Origin of the sequence: Phocaeicola vulgatus ATCC 8482 (genome assembly GCF_000012825.1) — a bacterium.
Classification (GTDB): Bacteria; Bacteroidota; Bacteroidia; order Bacteroidales; family Bacteroidaceae; genus Phocaeicola; species Phocaeicola vulgatus.
This window is the reverse complement of record NC_009614.1, coordinates 2,454,049-2,470,924: the sequence shown is the minus strand read 5'-3', so window position 1 is coordinate 2,470,924 and position 16,876 is coordinate 2,454,049. Positions and strand designations below refer to the sequence as shown.

At 39.9% G+C, this 16,876-nt stretch carries 19 protein-coding genes; 12 read left to right on the top strand and 7 right to left on the bottom strand.

Annotated features, from left to right (window positions below):
• Window positions 1-28 precede the first annotated feature (28 nt).
• Window positions 29-1,114, top strand: coding sequence for a DNA polymerase IV (gene dinB, locus BVU_RS09610; RefSeq protein ID WP_080510729.1), 1,086 nt, complete (start codon window positions 29-31; stop codon window positions 1,112-1,114).
• Here the strand turns inward: dinB and BVU_RS09605 are convergent.
• The gene (locus BVU_RS09605; protein WP_005849081.1) at window positions 1,095-1,883 is read right to left on the bottom strand and encodes an ADP-ribosylglycohydrolase family protein; all 789 of its coding nucleotides are present in this window, start codon (window positions 1,881-1,883) and stop codon (window positions 1,095-1,097) included. The genes dinB and BVU_RS09605 overlap by 20 nt on opposite strands.
• Before the next feature lie 163 nt (window positions 1,884-2,046).
• On the opposite strand from BVU_RS09605, the gene gpmA reads away from it, so the two are divergent.
• From gpmA to BVU_RS09570, 7 genes are all read left to right on the top strand, one after another.
• Window positions 2,047-2,808 carry a 2,3-diphosphoglycerate-dependent phosphoglycerate mutase gene (gene gpmA, locus BVU_RS09600; protein ID WP_005849083.1) on the top strand — a complete coding sequence of 254 codons (762 nt, stop codon included), beginning with the start codon at window positions 2,047-2,049 and terminating at the stop codon, window positions 2,806-2,808.
• Between the two features lie 151 nt (window positions 2,809-2,959).
• Window positions 2,960-4,012, top strand: a complete 1,053-nt coding sequence (locus BVU_RS09595; RefSeq protein ID WP_011965373.1) for a class I fructose-bisphosphate aldolase — start codon at window positions 2,960-2,962, stop codon at window positions 4,010-4,012.
• A 158-nt stretch (window positions 4,013-4,170) separates the two neighbouring features.
• On the top strand, window positions 4,171-5,400 hold the full coding sequence (locus BVU_RS09590; protein ID WP_011965372.1) for a 3-phosphoshikimate 1-carboxyvinyltransferase: 1,230 nt from the start codon (window positions 4,171-4,173) through the stop codon (window positions 5,398-5,400).
• Window positions 5,401-5,404: 4 nt separating this feature from the next.
• On the top strand, window positions 5,405-5,824 hold the full coding sequence (locus BVU_RS09585; RefSeq protein WP_005839908.1) for a hypothetical protein: 420 nt from the start codon (window positions 5,405-5,407) through the stop codon (window positions 5,822-5,824).
• A 52-nt stretch (window positions 5,825-5,876) separates the two neighbouring features.
• A complete protein-coding gene (locus BVU_RS09580) occupies window positions 5,877-6,728 on the top strand; it encodes a metal ABC transporter permease (RefSeq protein WP_005839906.1) in 852 nt (283 codons plus the stop codon).
• Window positions 6,712-7,140, top strand: a complete 429-nt coding sequence (gene tsaE, locus BVU_RS09575) for a tRNA (adenosine(37)-N6)-threonylcarbamoyltransferase complex ATPase subunit type 1 TsaE (RefSeq protein WP_005849089.1) — start codon at window positions 6,712-6,714, stop codon at window positions 7,138-7,140. The genes BVU_RS09580 and tsaE overlap by 17 nt, the downstream gene beginning before the upstream one ends.
• A 61-nt stretch (window positions 7,141-7,201) precedes the next feature.
• The gene (locus BVU_RS09570) at window positions 7,202-7,423 is read left to right on the top strand and encodes an immunity 17 family protein (protein ID WP_008656251.1); all 222 of its coding nucleotides are present in this window, start codon (window positions 7,202-7,204) and stop codon (window positions 7,421-7,423) included.
• A gap of 114 nt (window positions 7,424-7,537) precedes the next feature.
• Here the strand turns inward: BVU_RS09570 and BVU_RS09565 are convergent, their stop codons facing one another.
• The 4 genes from BVU_RS09565 to dnaE form a co-directional block, all read right to left on the bottom strand.
• Window positions 7,538-9,097: a plasmid pRiA4b ORF-3 family protein gene (locus BVU_RS09565; RefSeq protein ID WP_005839900.1), complete on the bottom strand. Its 1,560-nt coding sequence runs from the start codon at window positions 9,095-9,097 to the stop codon at window positions 7,538-7,540.
• Window positions 9,098-9,276: 179 nt separating this feature from the next.
• Window positions 9,277-9,612, bottom strand: coding sequence for a hypothetical protein (locus BVU_RS09560; protein ID WP_005839898.1), 336 nt, complete (start codon window positions 9,610-9,612; stop codon window positions 9,277-9,279).
• A 35-nt stretch (window positions 9,613-9,647) separates the two neighbouring features.
• Window positions 9,648-9,962, bottom strand: a complete 315-nt coding sequence (trxA, locus tag BVU_RS09555; protein WP_005839896.1) for a thioredoxin — start codon at window positions 9,960-9,962, stop codon at window positions 9,648-9,650.
• Between the two features lie 41 nt (window positions 9,963-10,003).
• Window positions 10,004-13,801 carry a DNA polymerase III subunit alpha gene (dnaE, locus tag BVU_RS09550; RefSeq protein WP_005839888.1) on the bottom strand — a complete coding sequence of 1,266 codons (3,798 nt, stop codon included), beginning with the start codon at window positions 13,799-13,801 and terminating at the stop codon, window positions 10,004-10,006.
• Window positions 13,802-13,992: 191 nt separating this feature from the next.
• Here dnaE and BVU_RS09545 point away from each other — a divergent pair, with 191 nt between their 5' ends.
• Genes BVU_RS09545 through BVU_RS09535 form a run of 3 tightly spaced genes read left to right on the top strand, consistent with a single transcriptional unit; the run spans window position 13,993 to window position 15,753 of the window.
• Window positions 13,993-14,679 carry a phosphatidylserine decarboxylase family protein gene (locus BVU_RS09545; RefSeq protein WP_005849101.1) on the top strand — a complete coding sequence of 229 codons (687 nt, stop codon included), beginning with the start codon at window positions 13,993-13,995 and terminating at the stop codon, window positions 14,677-14,679.
• Window positions 14,680-14,690: 11 nt separating this feature from the next.
• Window positions 14,691-15,398, top strand: a complete 708-nt coding sequence (locus tag BVU_RS09540; RefSeq protein WP_005839882.1) for a CDP-alcohol phosphatidyltransferase family protein — start codon at window positions 14,691-14,693, stop codon at window positions 15,396-15,398.
• A gap of 52 nt (window positions 15,399-15,450) precedes the next feature.
• Window positions 15,451-15,753 carry a DUF4834 family protein gene (locus BVU_RS09535; protein WP_005839881.1) on the top strand — a complete coding sequence of 101 codons (303 nt, stop codon included), beginning with the start codon at window positions 15,451-15,453 and terminating at the stop codon, window positions 15,751-15,753.
• A gap of 3 nt (window positions 15,754-15,756) precedes the next feature.
• Here BVU_RS09535 and BVU_RS09530 read toward each other — a convergent pair whose 3' ends face one another.
• Both BVU_RS09530 and BVU_RS09525 read right to left on the bottom strand, forming a co-directional pair.
• Window positions 15,757-16,191, bottom strand: coding sequence for a nucleoside deaminase (locus BVU_RS09530; RefSeq protein WP_005839880.1), 435 nt, complete (start codon window positions 16,189-16,191; stop codon window positions 15,757-15,759).
• Between the two features lies 1 nt (window position 16,192).
• On the bottom strand, window positions 16,193-16,426 hold the full coding sequence (locus BVU_RS09525; RefSeq protein ID WP_008674910.1) for a hypothetical protein: 234 nt from the start codon (window positions 16,424-16,426) through the stop codon (window positions 16,193-16,195).
• A 75-nt stretch (window positions 16,427-16,501) separates the two neighbouring features.
• Between BVU_RS09525 and BVU_RS09520 the strand changes: the two genes are divergently transcribed.
• The gene (locus BVU_RS09520) at window positions 16,502-16,867 is read left to right on the top strand and encodes a YraN family protein (protein WP_005839876.1); all 366 of its coding nucleotides are present in this window, start codon (window positions 16,502-16,504) and stop codon (window positions 16,865-16,867) included.
• The last annotated feature ends 9 nt before the right edge of the window (window positions 16,868-16,876 follow it).

Genomic DNA, 16,876 nt, shown 5'->3' with positions numbered 1-16,876 from the left:
ATACCTTTGCTCTACAAATTTCATGAAGATGTCCGAACGCAAAATAATACATATCGATATGGATGCATTCTACGCATCGGTAGAACAGCGTGACAACCCCGAATTATGTGGAAAACCGCTTGCTGTGGGACACGCTGAAGAACGAGGTGTGGTAGCTGCTGCCAGTTACGAAGCCCGTCGTTACGGAGTACATTCCGCCATGTCATCACAAAAAGCCAAAAGACTTTGCCCAGAACTGATTTTTGTTCCAGGGCGGATGAATGTATATAAAGCTGTATCCCGGCAGATACACGATATCTTTCATACCTATACAGATATCATAGAGCCTCTGTCACTAGACGAAGCCTTTCTGGATGTAACTGAAAATAAAGCAGGCTTTTCACTTGCTATAGATATAGCCAAAGATATAAAAAAGCGTATCCGCAAAGAATTGGGATTGATAGCTTCAGCCGGGGTCTCTTATAACAAATTTCTAGCCAAAATAGCATCGGATTACCGCAAACCCGACGGATTATGTACAATACATCCCGACCAAGCATTGGATTTCATCGCCCATCTTCCCATCGAATCTTTTTGGGGAGTAGGTCCGGTCACAGCCCAAAAAATGCACGCATTAGGTATTCATAATGGTACCCAATTACAAGCCTGCACTTTAGAAATGCTTACCCGACAGTTTGGCAAAGCAGGTAATCTATATTACGATTTTGCACGAGGCATAGACCTCCGTCCTGTAGAACCCATAAGAATCCGTAAGTCCGTAGGATGCGAACATACATTGGAAAAAGACATTTCTCTTCATTCTTCCGCCATCATTGAACTATATCATGTAGTCACCGAATTGCTAGAAAGACTGAAACGCACTAATTTCAGTGGTAATACACTTACTTTAAAAATAAAATTCCATGACTTTAACCAAATAACCCGCAGCATCACTCAAGACAGTGAACTGACAAGCATGGATAAAATTCTTCCTTTAGCAAAAAAATTACTGAAAGAAATTGATTATGAAAGCCACCCCATCCGCCTTATCGGACTATCCGTATCTAATCCAAAAGAAGAAATAAAAAAACAATGGGAACAACTTTCATTGGAATTTAAAGAGTGGGATGATTAAGGTACTGGATAAATGAATCAATATAAGATTCCATTGTTTCAAACCCTTTCACTCCATTCTTTAATTCTAATCCATAATATATTCCCGCCAGCAAACCTGTCAATGCTCCTACCGCATCACTTGACTTACCTGAGTTTATAGCCGAAAATACGCACTCCTTATAACTATTTCCTGCCATAAACCAATTGACCACTGACTCCACCGTATCTACAACAAAGCTTCCATTACAAAGATTTTGCCTGTTAACCTCCACACCACATCTCTGCTCAGCCTGCTGTAATGCCTGTCCTTTATCTTCATACTCCAACAGGCAACGAATAAACTCAATAAAAAACCAAGTATACTTAAAGCTATAACGACTATTATGAGTAATCTTAATAAAAGGAAAAATCTCTTCTTTAGATAAAGGCGAAAAAGCCAAAACACAACATCCCATCAAACTACGGTTGCCGCTATTAGAATCCGAAGACACTCCCCTGAAATTTTTCATGATTGCTTTTTGGGTTACCTGATCAATATCAAACTCAATGTTTTCTCCTGTATACTTTCTATTAAAATACCAATCTCTTAAATTCTGCTGATAAAGTTCCAAATTACAACGACTGTCCAAAGCACATAATAACATCGAAGTATTTCCTGAACATTTGTCTCCCCGAAGATAAGATTTTGTCCACATAGGTTTAAATGTCCCTTTTCCTTTTCCCCTGTAAGGCATTCCCAACCAATCTCCTAATATAAATCCCGTTAGTCCTGTTTTAATTCTTTTCATGGCATGTGTTTAATTACAAAGTACAAAAATAATAAAAAGAGAAACAAAACCTTGCCTTCCGCTGTTAAATTCATAATTAATGGGTATTGATAAGTATGTATGCTACAACTAATTTTGCCGCCAACAGAAAATGTATTACCGGGTAATAAAGAAAGGAGAACAAATGAAAAGAATCGTATTACTCCGCCATGGAGAAAGTACTTGGAACAAAGACAACCGTTTTACAGGATGGACAGATGTAGATTTAACCGAAAAAGGTATCGCTGATGCCAACCAAGCAGGTATACTCTTAAAAGAAAAAGGATTTCATTTTGATAAAGCTTACACTTCTTTTTTAAAGCGTGCGGTCAAAACATTAAACTGTGTCCTAGATAAAATGGATCAAGACTGGATACCTGTAGAGAAAAGTTGGCGCCTAAATGAGAAACATTATGGCGCATTGCAAGGATTAAACAAAAGCGAAACAGCTTCTAAATACGGAGAAGAACAAGTCTTGATATGGCGCCGTAGTTTTAACGTAGCCCCCAATGCCCTACCGGAAGATGATCCGCGCAATCCGAAAACAGATACCCGTTATAAAGAAGTTCCTGACAAAGATCTTCCACGTACCGAATCTCTGAAAGAAACAGTAGAACGTATATTACCTTATTGGAAATGCATCATCTTCCCCAATCTAGCTACAGCAAACGAACTGCTGGTAGTAGCTCACGGAAACAGCCTCAGAGGAATTATTAAATATTTGAAACATATACCGGATGAGGAAATTGTAGGTCTTAATCTACCTACTGCTGTTCCGTATGTATTCGAGTTTGATAATGACCTGAATTTGAAGAAAGACTACTTTTTGGGAGATCCGGAAAAAATAAAAAAACTAATGGAAGCTGTAGCCGATCAAGGAAAAACCAACCCCGGTGGCAGGAAATAATTTTCCTGCGCTGTCCGAAACCTCCATCACAGAATGGAGAATACATCAAAATAGTGTTTTCAATAGTGCATTCAAACGCAATCATACGCTTTTATACTAGAAAGAAAACATTATGGATAAAAGATTATTAATCAATTAAAGAAAAAAGAGTATGAGTAAAATAACAAATTTATTGGGTGACCAAGCAGCATTTTATTTAGAGCACACCTGTAGAACTATAGATAAATCATTAATCCATATCCCTTCTTCAAGCACCATTGATGATACTTGGATATCATCAGACCGCAATATTCGTACCCTGAGCAGTATTCAAACCCTGTTAGGACACGGGCGACTTGCAAATACAGGGTATGTATCTATTCTTCCTGTAGACCAAGGCATAGAACATACAGCAGGAGCCTCATTTGCTCCCAATCCACTTTACTTTGATCCGGAAAATATTGTAAAACTCGCTATTGAGGGGGGCTGTAATGCCGTAGCCTCTACTTTCGGAGTATTAGGTTCCGTTGCCCGCAAATACGCCCACAAGATTCCTTTTATTGCCAAACTAAATCACAATGAATTATTGACTTATCCCAATTCTTACGACCAAGTGATGTTTGGTACTGTAAAAGAAGCCTGGAATATGGGGGCTGTAGCAGTAGGTGCCACTATCTATTTCGGTTCTGAACAGAGCCGCAGACAACTGGTTGAAATAGCGGAAGCTTTTGAATATGCCCACGAACTAGGCATGGCTACTATTTTATGGTGTTACTTACGTAACAATGCTTTTAAAAAAGACGGTGTAGATTATCATGCAGCAGCCGATTTGACCGGACAAGCCAATCATTTGGGAGTTACTATCAAGGCAGATATTGTAAAACAGAAATTACCGGTCAATAACGGTGGCTTTACAGCCATTAAATTCGGAAAGACAAATGATAAAGTTTATACCGAACTGACTTCAGAACATCCTATCGACCTCTGTCGCTATCAAGTAGCCAATGGATACATGGGACGTGTAGGATTAATCAACTCTGGAGGTGAATCTCATGGCAGTTCTGATCTAAAAGACGCAGTAATAACAGCAATCGTCAATAAACGTGCCGGAGGTATGGGCCTCATAAGTGGACGTAAAGCCTTTCAAAAACCAATGAAAGACGGAATTGAATTGCTAAATACCATTCAAGATGTTTATTTGGATTCAAGCATCACTATAGCTTAACTTTCATTATATGTCCGGGCCGGGAACAAAACAACCACCTTTCCATGTTCCCGGCTTTTTTATACTCTCCGGCCTCCTTTTTTAAGTAGCAACCTTCAAGTATTAAGATAATATTCCTACCTTTGCAATCCGATACACATTATTATATTATATAAGGTATGATGCAAATAAAAGTAACGGCACCCGCTCAAATACATACAACTATCCAGCTCCCCTCTTCCAAGAGTATCAGCAACCGTGCATTGATAATCAATGCACTGGGAAATAGAACATTCCAACTTGAGAACCTATCTGACTGCGATGATACCCAAGTAATGATTCACGCCTTAAATGACGGCAAAAATACCATAGACATTATGGCAGCCGGAACAGCCATGCGCTTTCTTACTGCTTATTTGTCCGTCACTCCGGGAACACGGATCATCACTGGTACACAACGTATGCAACAACGTCCTATCCAGGTGTTGGTCAATGCTTTACGTGAGCTGGGAGCAGAAATTGAATACATAATCAATGACGGATATCCTCCTCTGCGTATCACCGGGCACAAACTGCAGAAAGATACCATCAGCCTGCCGGGTAATGTCAGTTCTCAATATATCTCAGCCTTATTGATGATTGCCCCTATACTAAGTAACGGACTGACCCTTACACTGACAGGAGAAATCATATCCCGCCCTTATATCAACCTTACCCTGCAGCTGATGAACGATTTTGGTGCTAGAGCCAAATGGCTCAATGAATATCAACTAAAAGTTGAGCCGCAACCCTACCAATCCATACCTTTCTACGTGGAAAGTGATTGGAGCGCAGCTTCATATTGGTATCAGATAGCCGCTCTTTCCAACAAAGCGGAAATCATCTTACCGGGATTATTCGAAACAAGCTATCAAGGGGACAGTAAAGTGGCTGAAATTTTCCAGTTACTAGGAATCGAAAGTATTTATGGAAATAAAACGGTAACATTGAAAAAGACCGATAAAATAACCGAACGGCTGGATTATGATTTCATCAACCAACCGGATTTGGCACAAACGTTTGTCGTCACTTGTGCGTTAATGAATATTCCCTTCCGCTTCTCAGGCTTACAAAGTTTGAAGATTAAAGAAACAGACCGTATGGCAGCCTTGATACAAGAAATGGGAAAGCTAGGATATATACTTCATGAAACAGATGATCGTATTCTGTCTTGGGAAGGTGAACGATGTGAAATGACCGCTGATGTTGCCATTGACACTTATGAGGACCACCGTATGGCTATGGCATTCGCTCCGGCTTGTGTAGTAATGCCCGAAATCCGGATTAATAATCCACAGGTCGTTTCAAAATCCTATCCTTACTATTGGGAAGATTTAAAGAAAGCTGGTTTTATAATAGAGGAGGTATAAAGTTATGCTCATACTTATTATTGGTCTGATTATTTTGGCAGGTATCGCCATGACAGTGGGAGTTTTACACAACCGCCAGATACAAAAAAAGATAGAAAGCGGAGAATTGAAGGCTGCTCCCGAAATAGTGGAAGCAGACGCTGAATGTTGTGGGCAACATGAAATTTGTGAAAAAGAAAGCCTGCTTGCCGCTGTCAGCAAAAAAATAGAATATTATGATGACGAGGAACTGGACCGCTTTCGCGGCCGTCCCTCAAATGGTTATAATGAAGAAGAAGTGGAAGAATTTCGGGAAATCATGTACACTTGTAAAGAAGATGAAGTAGCCGGATGGAGCCGTAGCCTGCAATTGCGTGGAATAGAACTGCCGGACGAGTTGAAAGACGAGCTTTTCCTGATTGTAGGTGAACGAAGATTCAAATAATCCGCCTACACCAAGCAAAGTCTCCATTTGAATAAAAACCACTGAAAAAAATATGGATATATTAGAACTTTTGCATTATACTTTCTTCCAACATGCCTTGCTAGGAAGCTTGTTTGCCAGCATTGCCTGTGGCATTATCGGCACATACATTGTGACGCGCCGTTTGGTATTCATCAGTGGAGGAATTACCCACGCCTCTTTTGGAGGTATCGGCCTAGGATTATACGCAGGAATCTCCCCTCTATTATCTGCTGCAATCTTCTCCGTACTCTCTTCCTTTGGGGTAGAATGGTTAAGCAAACGGAAAGATATGCGCGAAGATTCCGCTATCGCCGTGTTTTGGACTTTCGGTATGGCAGTAGGTATTATCTTTAGCTTTCTAGCTCCAGGATTCACTCCCGATTTATCCGCCTTTCTGTTCGGCAACATTCTGACCATTACGCCCACAGATATTCTGTTACTTGCCATTCTTTCCGTGCTGCTGACACTATTCTTCACTTTATTTCTGAATCCTATCATTTGCATCGCTTTCGACCGGGAATTCGCCCGTTCCCAACGTATACCGGTAGCTTTATTTGAATATATTCTGATGATGTTCATCGCACTGACCATCGTATCATGCCTCCGCATGGTAGGTATAGTACTTGCCATTTCCCTGCTGACTTTACCGCAAATGACCGCCAATTTGTTTACCCATAGTTTCAAGAAAATTATCTGGTGGTCCGTCATCACCGGTTATGCAGGTTGTTTAGGCGGACTGTTCATTTCTTATAAATTACAAGTTCCTTCGGGTGCAGCAATAATCTTTTTTTCAATCCTCATCTATACTTTTTGCAAAATGGGGAAAAGCATGTACCTTTGCAAACAAAAGAAACTCAATCAAACCAATGGATATGGAAATTAAAATCAATTCTTTAGACTCTATCCACGAAGCTGCCAAACAATTCATCGCAGCTATGGGTGATAATACCGTTTTTGCTTTCTACGGAAAGATGGGAGCCGGTAAAACAACATTTATCAAAGCTGTATGCGAAGAGCTGGGGGTAACAGATGTCATCAACTCGCCAACTTTTGCCATTGTCAACGAATACCGTTCGGATGAAACCGGTGAACTTATTTACCATTTTGATTTCTATCGTATCAAGAAACTGGACGAAGTATACGACATGGGATATGAGGATTATTTCTATAGCGGTGCCCTCTGCTTCATCGAATGGCCGGAACTGGTAGAAGAACTTTTGCCTGGCAATGCTGTAAAAGTCGAGATTGAAGAATCTGAAGATGGAAGCCGAATCATGCACTTTGAAGCTGAATAAAAGAAAAATATTCACTGTAGGGACGAACAAAATCTGCCCCTACAGCCAAATTCATTAAATTATGGGAATGCATTATCTGATCCAAGCCATATTCGTATTGGTAGGACTATTGTCCGTTCTGGCAGCCTTATTTAATTGGGAGTGGTTCTTTACCGCACACAACACACAGTTCATTGTCAGTAATGCAGGGCGTCAGCGTGCACGACTTTTCTATGCTATATTAGGACTATTAATGATAGCTACAGGCATTTATTTCTTTTTGAATGTACAAGGCATCGTATAAACACATAGTGAACAAAATCTGTGGATATTACATTCCCCTATCCACAGACATAAAACAAGTTTTTTAGGAAAGAGCAGGATTTCCACCCGCCCCCTGTTATAACAAAAATCCAAATCAATCTACAATTTCAGCCAACAGCCCCCTAGTTTCATCAAGATCAAATTCAGTAGGATCAAAATTATACCCCAACCATTCTTTATATTCACGCGCAGCTTTAGAGCGAGGCTTTTCTAAAGCTTTCAGCATTTTCCTATACCCCCATATGCCATTACAATCTTCTGGCGGACAAGCATTTTCACCATCCAACAAGGCTATAACCGGAATTTCCTCTTTCTTATAGGACTGGCAGGATTCTAATATAATTTCATGTATCCAACTATCACCGAAATCATATTCATACTTAATTTTTGATCCCTTACGACTTAATAATTCACCTAAAGAAAGCATACCGGAATCAAACTGTTTGGGTACACCTTCAAAAAAACAATCATCTGCCCGATCTTTGGGAGGAAGATAATAAGTGTTCCCCTTAATAAAACGATGCAAATGATAACCATCCCATCCCATTGCCACTTCTACCACCTCAGAAAATCTTTCCAAACAAATATTCGAAGGAACCTCCAATATGCGCCAGACTAATGGTTCAGAGTCTTTCAACTCTATTTTTATTCTAAATTTTTTAGCAGGCTGATCCTCCATATAAAGCGGATCATCATAAATCTCCTCATCTTCTTCCTCGTCAGTAGCAACCTCGAAAACTTCAACTAAATAATCCTCTACCCGTTCCATTTCCAACCCATGCATTTCCGCATAAGGCATTTTTTTCTTTAGTTCATTAATACTTGGAATACCATAAGGTTTAATATGATAAGTCCGATAAATCTTTTGCAAAATAGGTAAAGTTTCTACCCCGCGAATATCCATCATGCAAGCTGTAACATGATCAAGCAGCAAAGTAGAACAAATATCATTCTTCTGCTCTTTCAGTACATCAAAATAATAACTCAACAAATTACCAAACCAATCCATCACTTCCTCTCTTCTGTCAGGATGAGTTATCACAATATGAGCAACAGCTTCAATCACTCTATATTTAGACATAGGAAGCAGTCCGGGCTCTTTCATAAAGTCCATCAAAACATCTAATTGATTCTGTCCCAATTGATAGGTAATGGCAGACAACATTGTTTCATACAAATAACCGAAATAAAAATCATAAAAATCCAAATCTTGCCGCAGCACTTCCAAAACAATATCCAAACAATGTTCCATACGAAAATGCTCCATTATTCCTAATGCATACCACATTCTATATGAATAACATTTTTCGGGCATTTTCCGATATACGACAAAGATATTAAAGATAAAATTGCGGAGATCTCGTTCCAATGTTTCTTGTGGAATAACAGCACAAGAAGAGTAGATTTCAGCCGGTGACAGACTACTCATATCATCCATCGTCCACAAAGGCATCAGATAAGATGCGATCGGCTGCGCAATCAATCTATAATCGGGACACTGATGATGATAATAAATATGAGACAGTTCTTCATCTACCTGATTCGCTCCATCATTAAACAATTCAAATGCAATTTCTTGTTCTTCCGGGGTCAATAAAGACATGATATCCTCCAAAAGACCAGGCAGGAATTGGGAATTTTTCTTTTTAGCCATTAAGCAATGTTTTTATAGTTAAAATGAGCATGAGTGTTTTTACAAAGGTATTCTATTATTTTCTTTTACAAAAGAAATAAGAGAGCTAATAGTAGATACTACCTTGTTTTCAAGTATAAAAAAATGCGCATCCCCTACATAGAGATACGCATCTTTTATTTTATTATGAGACTTTCTTCTTAATCCACTTGTCCCAATGAATTCCCATATTCCATTTCCCCTTGGACTACAAAGAATACATCATCGGGGTCATAAGGCCCCATTCCGTCTTTCTTGGCTTCCTTGACTATGTAATTCACAATTTCATCTTGATCAATGTTAATGTATCCCTCTTCATCAGGTTGTACATCAAGGCATCCGCTGGAGGTATAGTAATCCACAATCACATCAAGGATATAATATAAATCATCCTCCGTGAATTTATCTTTCAAATCCTGAGGCAGATAATTTTTGATAAACTCTATCGTTTTTTGATCATCCTCATCTTCCAATAAGAAATCGTCTTCCATTCCCATAGTCGTATATATTAAAGGGGTGAATATTCTTTTTATTACAGTAAAGCTTTTATTTTTTCTTCCAGCTGAGCTTTGGTCACTGCACCTACAGTCTTATCTTTCACTTCACCGTCCTTGATAAAAAGAACAGTAGGAATGTTACGTACACCAAATTTACCGGTCAGTTCGTCGTTATCATCCACGTCGCACTTTCCAATTATTACCTGATCCTTATATTCTTCTGCCAAAGCTTCAACATCCGGAGCTATTTTTTTACAAGGACCACACCATGTTGCCCAAAAGTCCACTACTACAGGCTTGCCTGATGCCAGCAATTCTTCAAAATTGCTATCTTTAATTTCTAGTGCCATAATTATTATACTTAGTTATTTAAAATGTTAGCGCAAATATACTAATTAATTTTGTAAGAGAGCTGTGGTTGGCTCTTTAAATAAGTCATGATCTCTTTTTGAACTGAAATTTTCATAGTACGTGACATCAGATTGACATACATTTGTCCATCCTCATCCATCACATGAAAATAAAGCTCTGCATTACCGGGATGTGCCTTGATTAAGGCTGAAAACTCCGTTATCAGCTCTTCATCCAATGCAGACAAAGGAGCTGAAACTGTAAGTTTCTCAATAATCTTTTCCTTTACTTCCGGTAACAACTCAATAGTACTTATCTTCACCTCCCATTCTTCCTGCCGCCATTGTTTTGGCTGACATTTCCCTCGCATAAATAAAAACATACCGGTCATAAAAAAGTTCTTCTTCTCTACCCATTCATTACCGAAGAAAGCAAATTCTGCTGAGCCCGAATAATCTTCCACTTTAGCAATACCGTATGGTTTTCCCGTCTTGGTATACCCCTCACGCACTGCAGTCACAATCCCTCCCATGGTTAAGTCTCTGTTCTGCAAAGGGGTTAAATCGGCAAGTTCCGCCATGTGGACATTGCATACATTCTCTAATATAACAGCATACTCATCCAACGGATGGGCAGAAAGATAGATACCTACCAAATCACGTTCCTTATTCAAACGTTCCAAATCCCCCCATGCAGGAGACGGAATGATTTCGGGAGTAGCAATATCCACCTGATTCTCACCTCCAAACAAAGAATTTGCAGCCGCGGCTTTATCCATCTGATACTTATTCCCATAACGTACCAACACTTCGGTAAATGTTTCATCTTTAGCGTTCTTTACAAAGAAGTCTTCACGCTTTATTCCTGTGAAACTATCAAAAGCACCTGCCAAAGCCAAGTTTTCTATATTCTTACGATTGCAAGCCGAAAGATTTACACGCTGCACAAAATCGAAAATATCTTTATATTCTCCATTTCTCTCACGTTCTTCAAGGATAGACTGCACAGCACTTTCCCCCACTCCCTTAATGGCTCCCAGTCCAAAACGGATATCCCCTTTACGATTCACAGAAAACTTCAGATAACTTTCATTCACATCAGGTCCCTTGGTCATGATACCAGTCGCCTTACTCTCGTCCATCAATTTAGTAATTTCCGTGATATTCGAAATATTCCGGCTCATCGTAGCCGCCATATATTCCGCCGGATAGTTTGCTTTCAGAAAAGCTGTCTGATAAGCCACCCACGAATAACAAGTAGCATGAGATTTATTGAATGCATAAGAAGCGAACTTTTCCCAGTCCGTCCAAATCTTCTCAAGTACTTTGGGATCATGACCGTTCTTCCGTCCGCCTTCAATAAACTTAGGCTTCATATGGTCTAGTTTGTCCCTCAGTTTTTTACCCATTGCTTTACGCAAGGCATCGGATTCGCCACGAGTAAAATCCGCCAGCAAACGTGACAAAAGCATGACCTGCTCCTGATATACCGTAATACCATATGTATCTTTCAAATATTTCTCCATAATAGGAATATCATACTCAATAGGCTTACGGCCATGCTTACGGTCGATAAAGTCCGGAATGTAATCCATAGGTCCCGGACGATAAAGGGCATTCATCGCAATCAAATCCTCAAAAGTGCTAGGTTCCAATTCCCGCAAATATTTCTGCATACCGGCAGATTCGAACTGGAATGTACCAATCGTCCGTCCTTCACTATAAAGAGCATAAGTAGGAGGATCCGAAATGTCAACCTCGTCAATATCCAAGATAATCCCCTTACTATGCTTGATATTTTCAATCGCCTCTTTGATAATAGAAAGGGTCTTCAGACCCAAAAAGTCCATCTTGATCAATCCAGTATCTTCAATAACTGAACCTTCATACTGGGTCACCAGCATTTTTTCACCGGTTTCCTTATCATCTGCCGTACTTACAGGCACCCAGTCCGTTATATCATCTCGACATATAATAGTACCGCACGCATGCACACCTGTATTACGGACATTCCCCTCCAACATCTTTGCATACTTTATCGTATCACGCAAAATAGGATCGGGTGAGACTTCCGCTGCCTGTAGTTCGGGAACATAAGCTATGGCATTAGGCAAATTCATTTTTTTATCAGGAATCTTATCCGGAACCAACTTACACAAACGGTCGGACTCCGATAAAGGTAATTTCTGTACACGGGCTACATCCTTGATTGCCAGCTTGGTTGCCATCGTACCGTATGTAATGATATGCGCCACCTTTTCCTGACCATATTTTTCAGTTACCCAATTCAATACTCGTCCACGACCATCATCATCAAAATCCACATCAATATCAGGCAAAGAAATACGGTCGGGATTCAGGAAACGTTCGAACAGCAAATCGTATGCAATAGGGTCTATTTTAGTGATACCCAAACAATATGCTACGGCAGAACCTGCCGCCGATCCACGTCCCGGTCCCACAGACACATCCAATTCTTCACGCGCGGCACGAATAAAATCCTGCACAATCAAGAAGTAACCGGGAAAACCCATCGTCTTCATAATATGAAGTTCGAATTTGATCCGTTCCTGCACTTCCTCACTCAATACTTCTCCATAACGCTTATGCGCACCTTCCAACGCTAATTTCTTCAGATAATCAGCTTCCAGTTTAATACGATAGAGTTTGTCATAGCCACCCAGTTTCTCTATTTTGGCTTTAGCGGCCTCCTCACTCATTACCACGTTACCGTTTTCATCTTGAGTGAACTCATCAAACAAGTCCTTTTCTGTATATTTCTTCCGATATCCCTCTTCTGTTCCAAAATCTTCAGGAATAGCAAAAGTAGGCATAATCGGTGCATGATCTATACTATAAAATTCCACCTGATCACAAATATCCACCGTATTTGAAAGAGCCTCGGGAACATCAGCGAAAACTTCATTCATCTCGGCACGTGTCTTCATCCACTCTTGCTTTGAATAGAGCATACGGTTAGGATCATCCAAATCCTTACCCGTACTCAGACAGATCAGCCTGTCGTGTGCTTCAGCATTCTCTTCATCTACAAAGTGAACGTCATTGGTACAAACCAGCTTGACATTGAATTTTTTAGAATACTCTATCAGCTTTTCGTTAGCAATTTGCTGCAATTTATAAGCTTCATGGTTCGCACGAGGAACCGTCGCTTTATGACGTTGCAATTCCAAATAGAAATCATCTCCGAATACACGTTTATACCATTGGATAGCTTCCTCAGCCTCTTCATATTTTCCAGCTATGATATTTCTAGGAACCTCTCCGGCAATACACGCAGTACAGACAATCAACCCTTCATGGTATTTTTCCAATTCCACACGGTCAGTACGCGGACGCATATAGAACCCTTCCGTCCATGCCTTTGATACTAATTTTATGAGGTTGTGGTATCCTTTTTCATTTTTAGCAAGCACAACCAAGTGATAACCACTTTGATCGGGTTTTCCTTCTTTGTTGAATAAACGACGGCGCGCCACATACATCTCACAACCGAAAATCGGTTTAAACAGTTTCTTCTTTGCCGTTTCCAATTTTTCCTTGCATGCCACAAGTTCCGTCTCGGGATTATCACATTCCACCGTACCTTTTTCCAGTCCGGCTATTCTTTTCTTCAAATCCTTTATCTCACTGTTAGTACTGCTATTCTTCTTATTTACATAGTTGAAGAATTCCTTGATACCGAACATATCACCATGGTCTGTTACGGCTATACCTTTCATTCCATCAGCCATAGCCTTGTCTACCAAACGTGGAATAGACGCCTGGCCATCAAGGATGGAATACTGGGTATGGACATGTAAATGGACAAAATCCTGCATAATCGTTACTCTACTAAAAAATTGTCTAAAGATACTCTGCTTTCATAAAACCTGCAAAAAGATAAAGAAGAAGTTATCAACATTCGCTTTTTTTATCTTAAATGAAGTCGAAATAGGCATTTCTAACAACTTTTATTTGCAAGGTTTTCAAAATAAGTTTATTTTTGCACGATAATTGGTTTTATACAATCATGAACCGACTGAAGAAATTAAAGAAAATAAGACTACATAGAGAGGGAACAAGCATCTTGATTGTCAGTGCCATCCTGTTAATTGGTATCAATGCCCTATTGTTTTGGGGAATTGAGTGCAAAATTCCATTTTATATATTTGCCACCGCAAGTATCGTTGTTTACCTGTTAATGGTTAACTTTTTCCGTTGTCCCATTCGATTATTCGAGCACGACACTGAAAAAATCGTAGTAGCCCCGGCAGACGGAAGAATAGTAGTTATAGAAGAAGTAGATGAACATGAATATTTTCATGACCGCCGGTTAATGATTTCTATTTTTATGAGCATTGTCAATGTACATGCCAATTGGTATCCCGTAGACGGAGTAGTGAAACATGTAGACCATCATAACGGTAAATTTATGAAAGCATGGCTGCCTAAAGCCAGTACGGAAAATGAACGTTCTATGGTCGTTATTGAAACTCCTGAAGGACATACTGTCATGGCGCGCCAGATAGCAGGAGCAATAGCCCGTCGAATCGTGACCTATGCCGAAGTAGGAGAAGATTGCTATATTGATGAACACATGGGGTTTATTAAATTCGGTTCGCGTGTAGATGTTTATCTCCCACTAGGAACCGAAGTCTGTGTCAAGATGGGACAAGCGACTGTAGGTAACGAAACCGTCATTGCTAAACTAAAATAAGAAAATCACCAATGGCAAACTGTATCACACGCCACATTCCTAACGCGGTAACTTGCTGTAATTTATTCTCCGGCTGTATTGCCAGTGTCATGGCTTTTAACGAAAACTATACCTTGGCCATCTCTTTCATTATACTAGGCGCTGTATTTGATTTCTTTGATGGCATGTTGGCACGTTTGTTCAAAGTATCAGGGCCTTTAGGAAAAGAATTAGACTCGTTGGCCGATGACATCACTTTTGGGTTCGCTCCTTCCGCCATTGTCTTTTCTTTATTTAAAGAGGTACACTATCCTGATTTTCTATTGCCTGTTGCCGATTATATGCCTTATACAGCATTTCTTATTTCCGTATTTTCAGCTTTGCGTTTAGGCAAGTTCAATATTGACCCACGCCAGAGCAGTAGTTTCATCGGTATGCCCACTCCGGCTAATGCTTTATTTTGGGGGTCATTGACTGTAGGAGCACATTCTTTTCTTATATCCGATTCTTTTAATGCGGCATATCTTTTCATCTTGGTAGTTATTATGTCATTATTGCTGGTGGCAGAAATTCCAATGTTCTCATTAAAATTCAAGAGTCTTGCCTGGAAACAGAACAAAGTCAGCTATATTTTCCTCATTGTATGTATTCCCCTGTTGGCTTTCTTCAAAATCAGCAGTTTTGCAGCTATCATCCTGTGGTATATCATTCTATCTCTTTTAACTAAAAAAAGAGCGTAAACAATAAACGTGGCACGCTTGTTGTACGTGGTATATAAAAAAAGAAATTACTATGTTTGGATTTTTAGGCTTTCTACTTATTATTTTTCTGCTGATTGTTTTTATCGGCTTCACTATATTAGGCAACATTCTGCGTGTATTGTTCGGGATCGGCAAGCATCCCTCCTACCAGAATCGAACATCTACCCACCAAAAACAAAATACATATACCCAGACTCAAACGAATGACGAGAATGAAAACTTTGCAGAATTCTCTTCATCTTCTTCAAATAGACATTCTCATTCATCGGGAAACAGAAAAAAAATCTTTGATGACGATGAGGGAGAGTATGTAGATTATGAAGAGGTGAAATAAGAATTATCGTTTTTTCTTAAAGAAATCTTTCATCAATCGGGCACATTCATCGGCGAGTATTCCTTTCACCACGATCGTCTTTGGATGCAAGGCATCGGGGGCATATTTTTGATATCCCCTTTTGGGATCTTCAGCACCAAAGACAAGTTTTCCTGTCTGTGCCCAGGCTATGGCACCGGCACACATCACACACGGTTCCACAGTGACATACAAAGTACATTCATTCAGGTATTTCCCGCCCAAGGTATTAGCCGCAGCTGTGACAGCCTGCATTTCGGCATGAGCTGTAACATCATTCAATGTTTCTGTCAAATTATGCCCACGACCAATGATGCGGTCACGACAGACTACCACCGCCCCCACCGGAACTTCTCCTTGTTCAGCCGCTTTTACAGCCTCCATCAAGGCTTGTTTCATATAATAGGTATCATCTGCCATCTTATCTTCTCATATCATGTTCATTAAACAATGTAGGATAATCCTCTTCCATCTTCTGATGGATAAAAGTCAATACTGTTTCGCGTAACCAACGCGCCTTATTGGTTATCTTATACTTTTTAAGATAACAATCCACAATCCGTACTTCCTCTTCACTCATCAAACATACCATACGCTGCTTGCGTTTAGGGGTTGATGCCGGTACTTTTACTCTCTTTTTTACGTTGTTTGCCATATTCTCTGCAAAATTAGCTTTACTTCTGTAAATACAAAGCATAAAAAAGAGTATTTTTGTACAAAAAGAAACAGAATGGCAGAACACAACGAATTTGGCAAAGAGGGAGAAGAAGAGGCCGCTGCATATCTCATAGATAAAGGATATTCTATCCGCCACCGGAACTGGCATTGCGGAAAAAAAGAACTGGATATTGTCGCCGAATATCGGAACGAACTAATTGTCATAGAGGTAAAGACCCGCAAGAATACTAGATTCGGTAATCCGGAAGATGCAGTAACAGATAAGAAGATTCGCAGAATTATAGCTTCAACTGATGCATACTTGCGCAAGTTCTCAGTAGATTTACCTGTACGTTTTGATATCATCACCTTAGTGGGCGAAAAGACTCCTTTCACTATAGAGCATATTGAAGAAGCCTTTTATCCTCCGATTTGGTAAAAATATATA

Bases quoted from the DNA above. Each gene is read 5' to 3' on its own strand.
- dinB (WP_080510729.1), top strand. From the start codon at position 29: ATGTCCGAACGCAAAATAATACATATCGATATGGATGCATTCTACGCA.
- BVU_RS09605 (WP_005849081.1), bottom strand. From the start codon at position 1,883: ATGAAAAGAATTAAAACAGGACTAACGGGATTTATATTAGGAGATTGG.
- gpmA (WP_005849083.1), top strand. From the start codon at position 2,047: ATGAAAAGAATCGTATTACTCCGCCATGGAGAAAGTACTTGGAACAAA.
- BVU_RS09595 (WP_011965373.1), top strand. From the start codon at position 2,960: ATGAGTAAAATAACAAATTTATTGGGTGACCAAGCAGCATTTTATTTA.
- BVU_RS09590 (WP_011965372.1), top strand. From the start codon at position 4,171: ATGATGCAAATAAAAGTAACGGCACCCGCTCAAATACATACAACTATC.
- BVU_RS09585 (WP_005839908.1), top strand. From the start codon at position 5,405: ATGCTCATACTTATTATTGGTCTGATTATTTTGGCAGGTATCGCCATG.
- BVU_RS09580 (WP_005839906.1), top strand. From the start codon at position 5,877: ATGGATATATTAGAACTTTTGCATTATACTTTCTTCCAACATGCCTTG.
- tsaE (WP_005849089.1), top strand. From the start codon at position 6,712: ATGGATATGGAAATTAAAATCAATTCTTTAGACTCTATCCACGAAGCT.
- BVU_RS09570 (WP_008656251.1), top strand. From the start codon at position 7,202: ATGGGAATGCATTATCTGATCCAAGCCATATTCGTATTGGTAGGACTA.
- BVU_RS09565 (WP_005839900.1), bottom strand. From the start codon at position 9,097: ATGGCTAAAAAGAAAAATTCCCAATTCCTGCCTGGTCTTTTGGAGGAT.
- BVU_RS09560 (WP_005839898.1), bottom strand. From the start codon at position 9,612: ATGGGAATGGAAGACGATTTCTTATTGGAAGATGAGGATGATCAAAAA.
- trxA (WP_005839896.1), bottom strand. From the start codon at position 9,962: ATGGCACTAGAAATTAAAGATAGCAATTTTGAAGAATTGCTGGCATCA.
- dnaE (WP_005839888.1), bottom strand. From the start codon at position 13,801: ATGCAGGATTTTGTCCATTTACATGTCCATACCCAGTATTCCATCCTT.
- BVU_RS09545 (WP_005849101.1), top strand. From the start codon at position 13,993: ATGAACCGACTGAAGAAATTAAAGAAAATAAGACTACATAGAGAGGGA.
- BVU_RS09540 (WP_005839882.1), top strand. From the start codon at position 14,691: ATGGCAAACTGTATCACACGCCACATTCCTAACGCGGTAACTTGCTGT.
- BVU_RS09535 (WP_005839881.1), top strand. From the start codon at position 15,451: ATGTTTGGATTTTTAGGCTTTCTACTTATTATTTTTCTGCTGATTGTT.
- BVU_RS09530 (WP_005839880.1), bottom strand. From the start codon at position 16,191: ATGGCAGATGATACCTATTATATGAAACAAGCCTTGATGGAGGCTGTA.
- BVU_RS09525 (WP_008674910.1), bottom strand. From the start codon at position 16,426: ATGGCAAACAACGTAAAAAAGAGAGTAAAAGTACCGGCATCAACCCCT.
- BVU_RS09520 (WP_005839876.1), top strand. From the start codon at position 16,502: ATGGCAGAACACAACGAATTTGGCAAAGAGGGAGAAGAAGAGGCCGCT.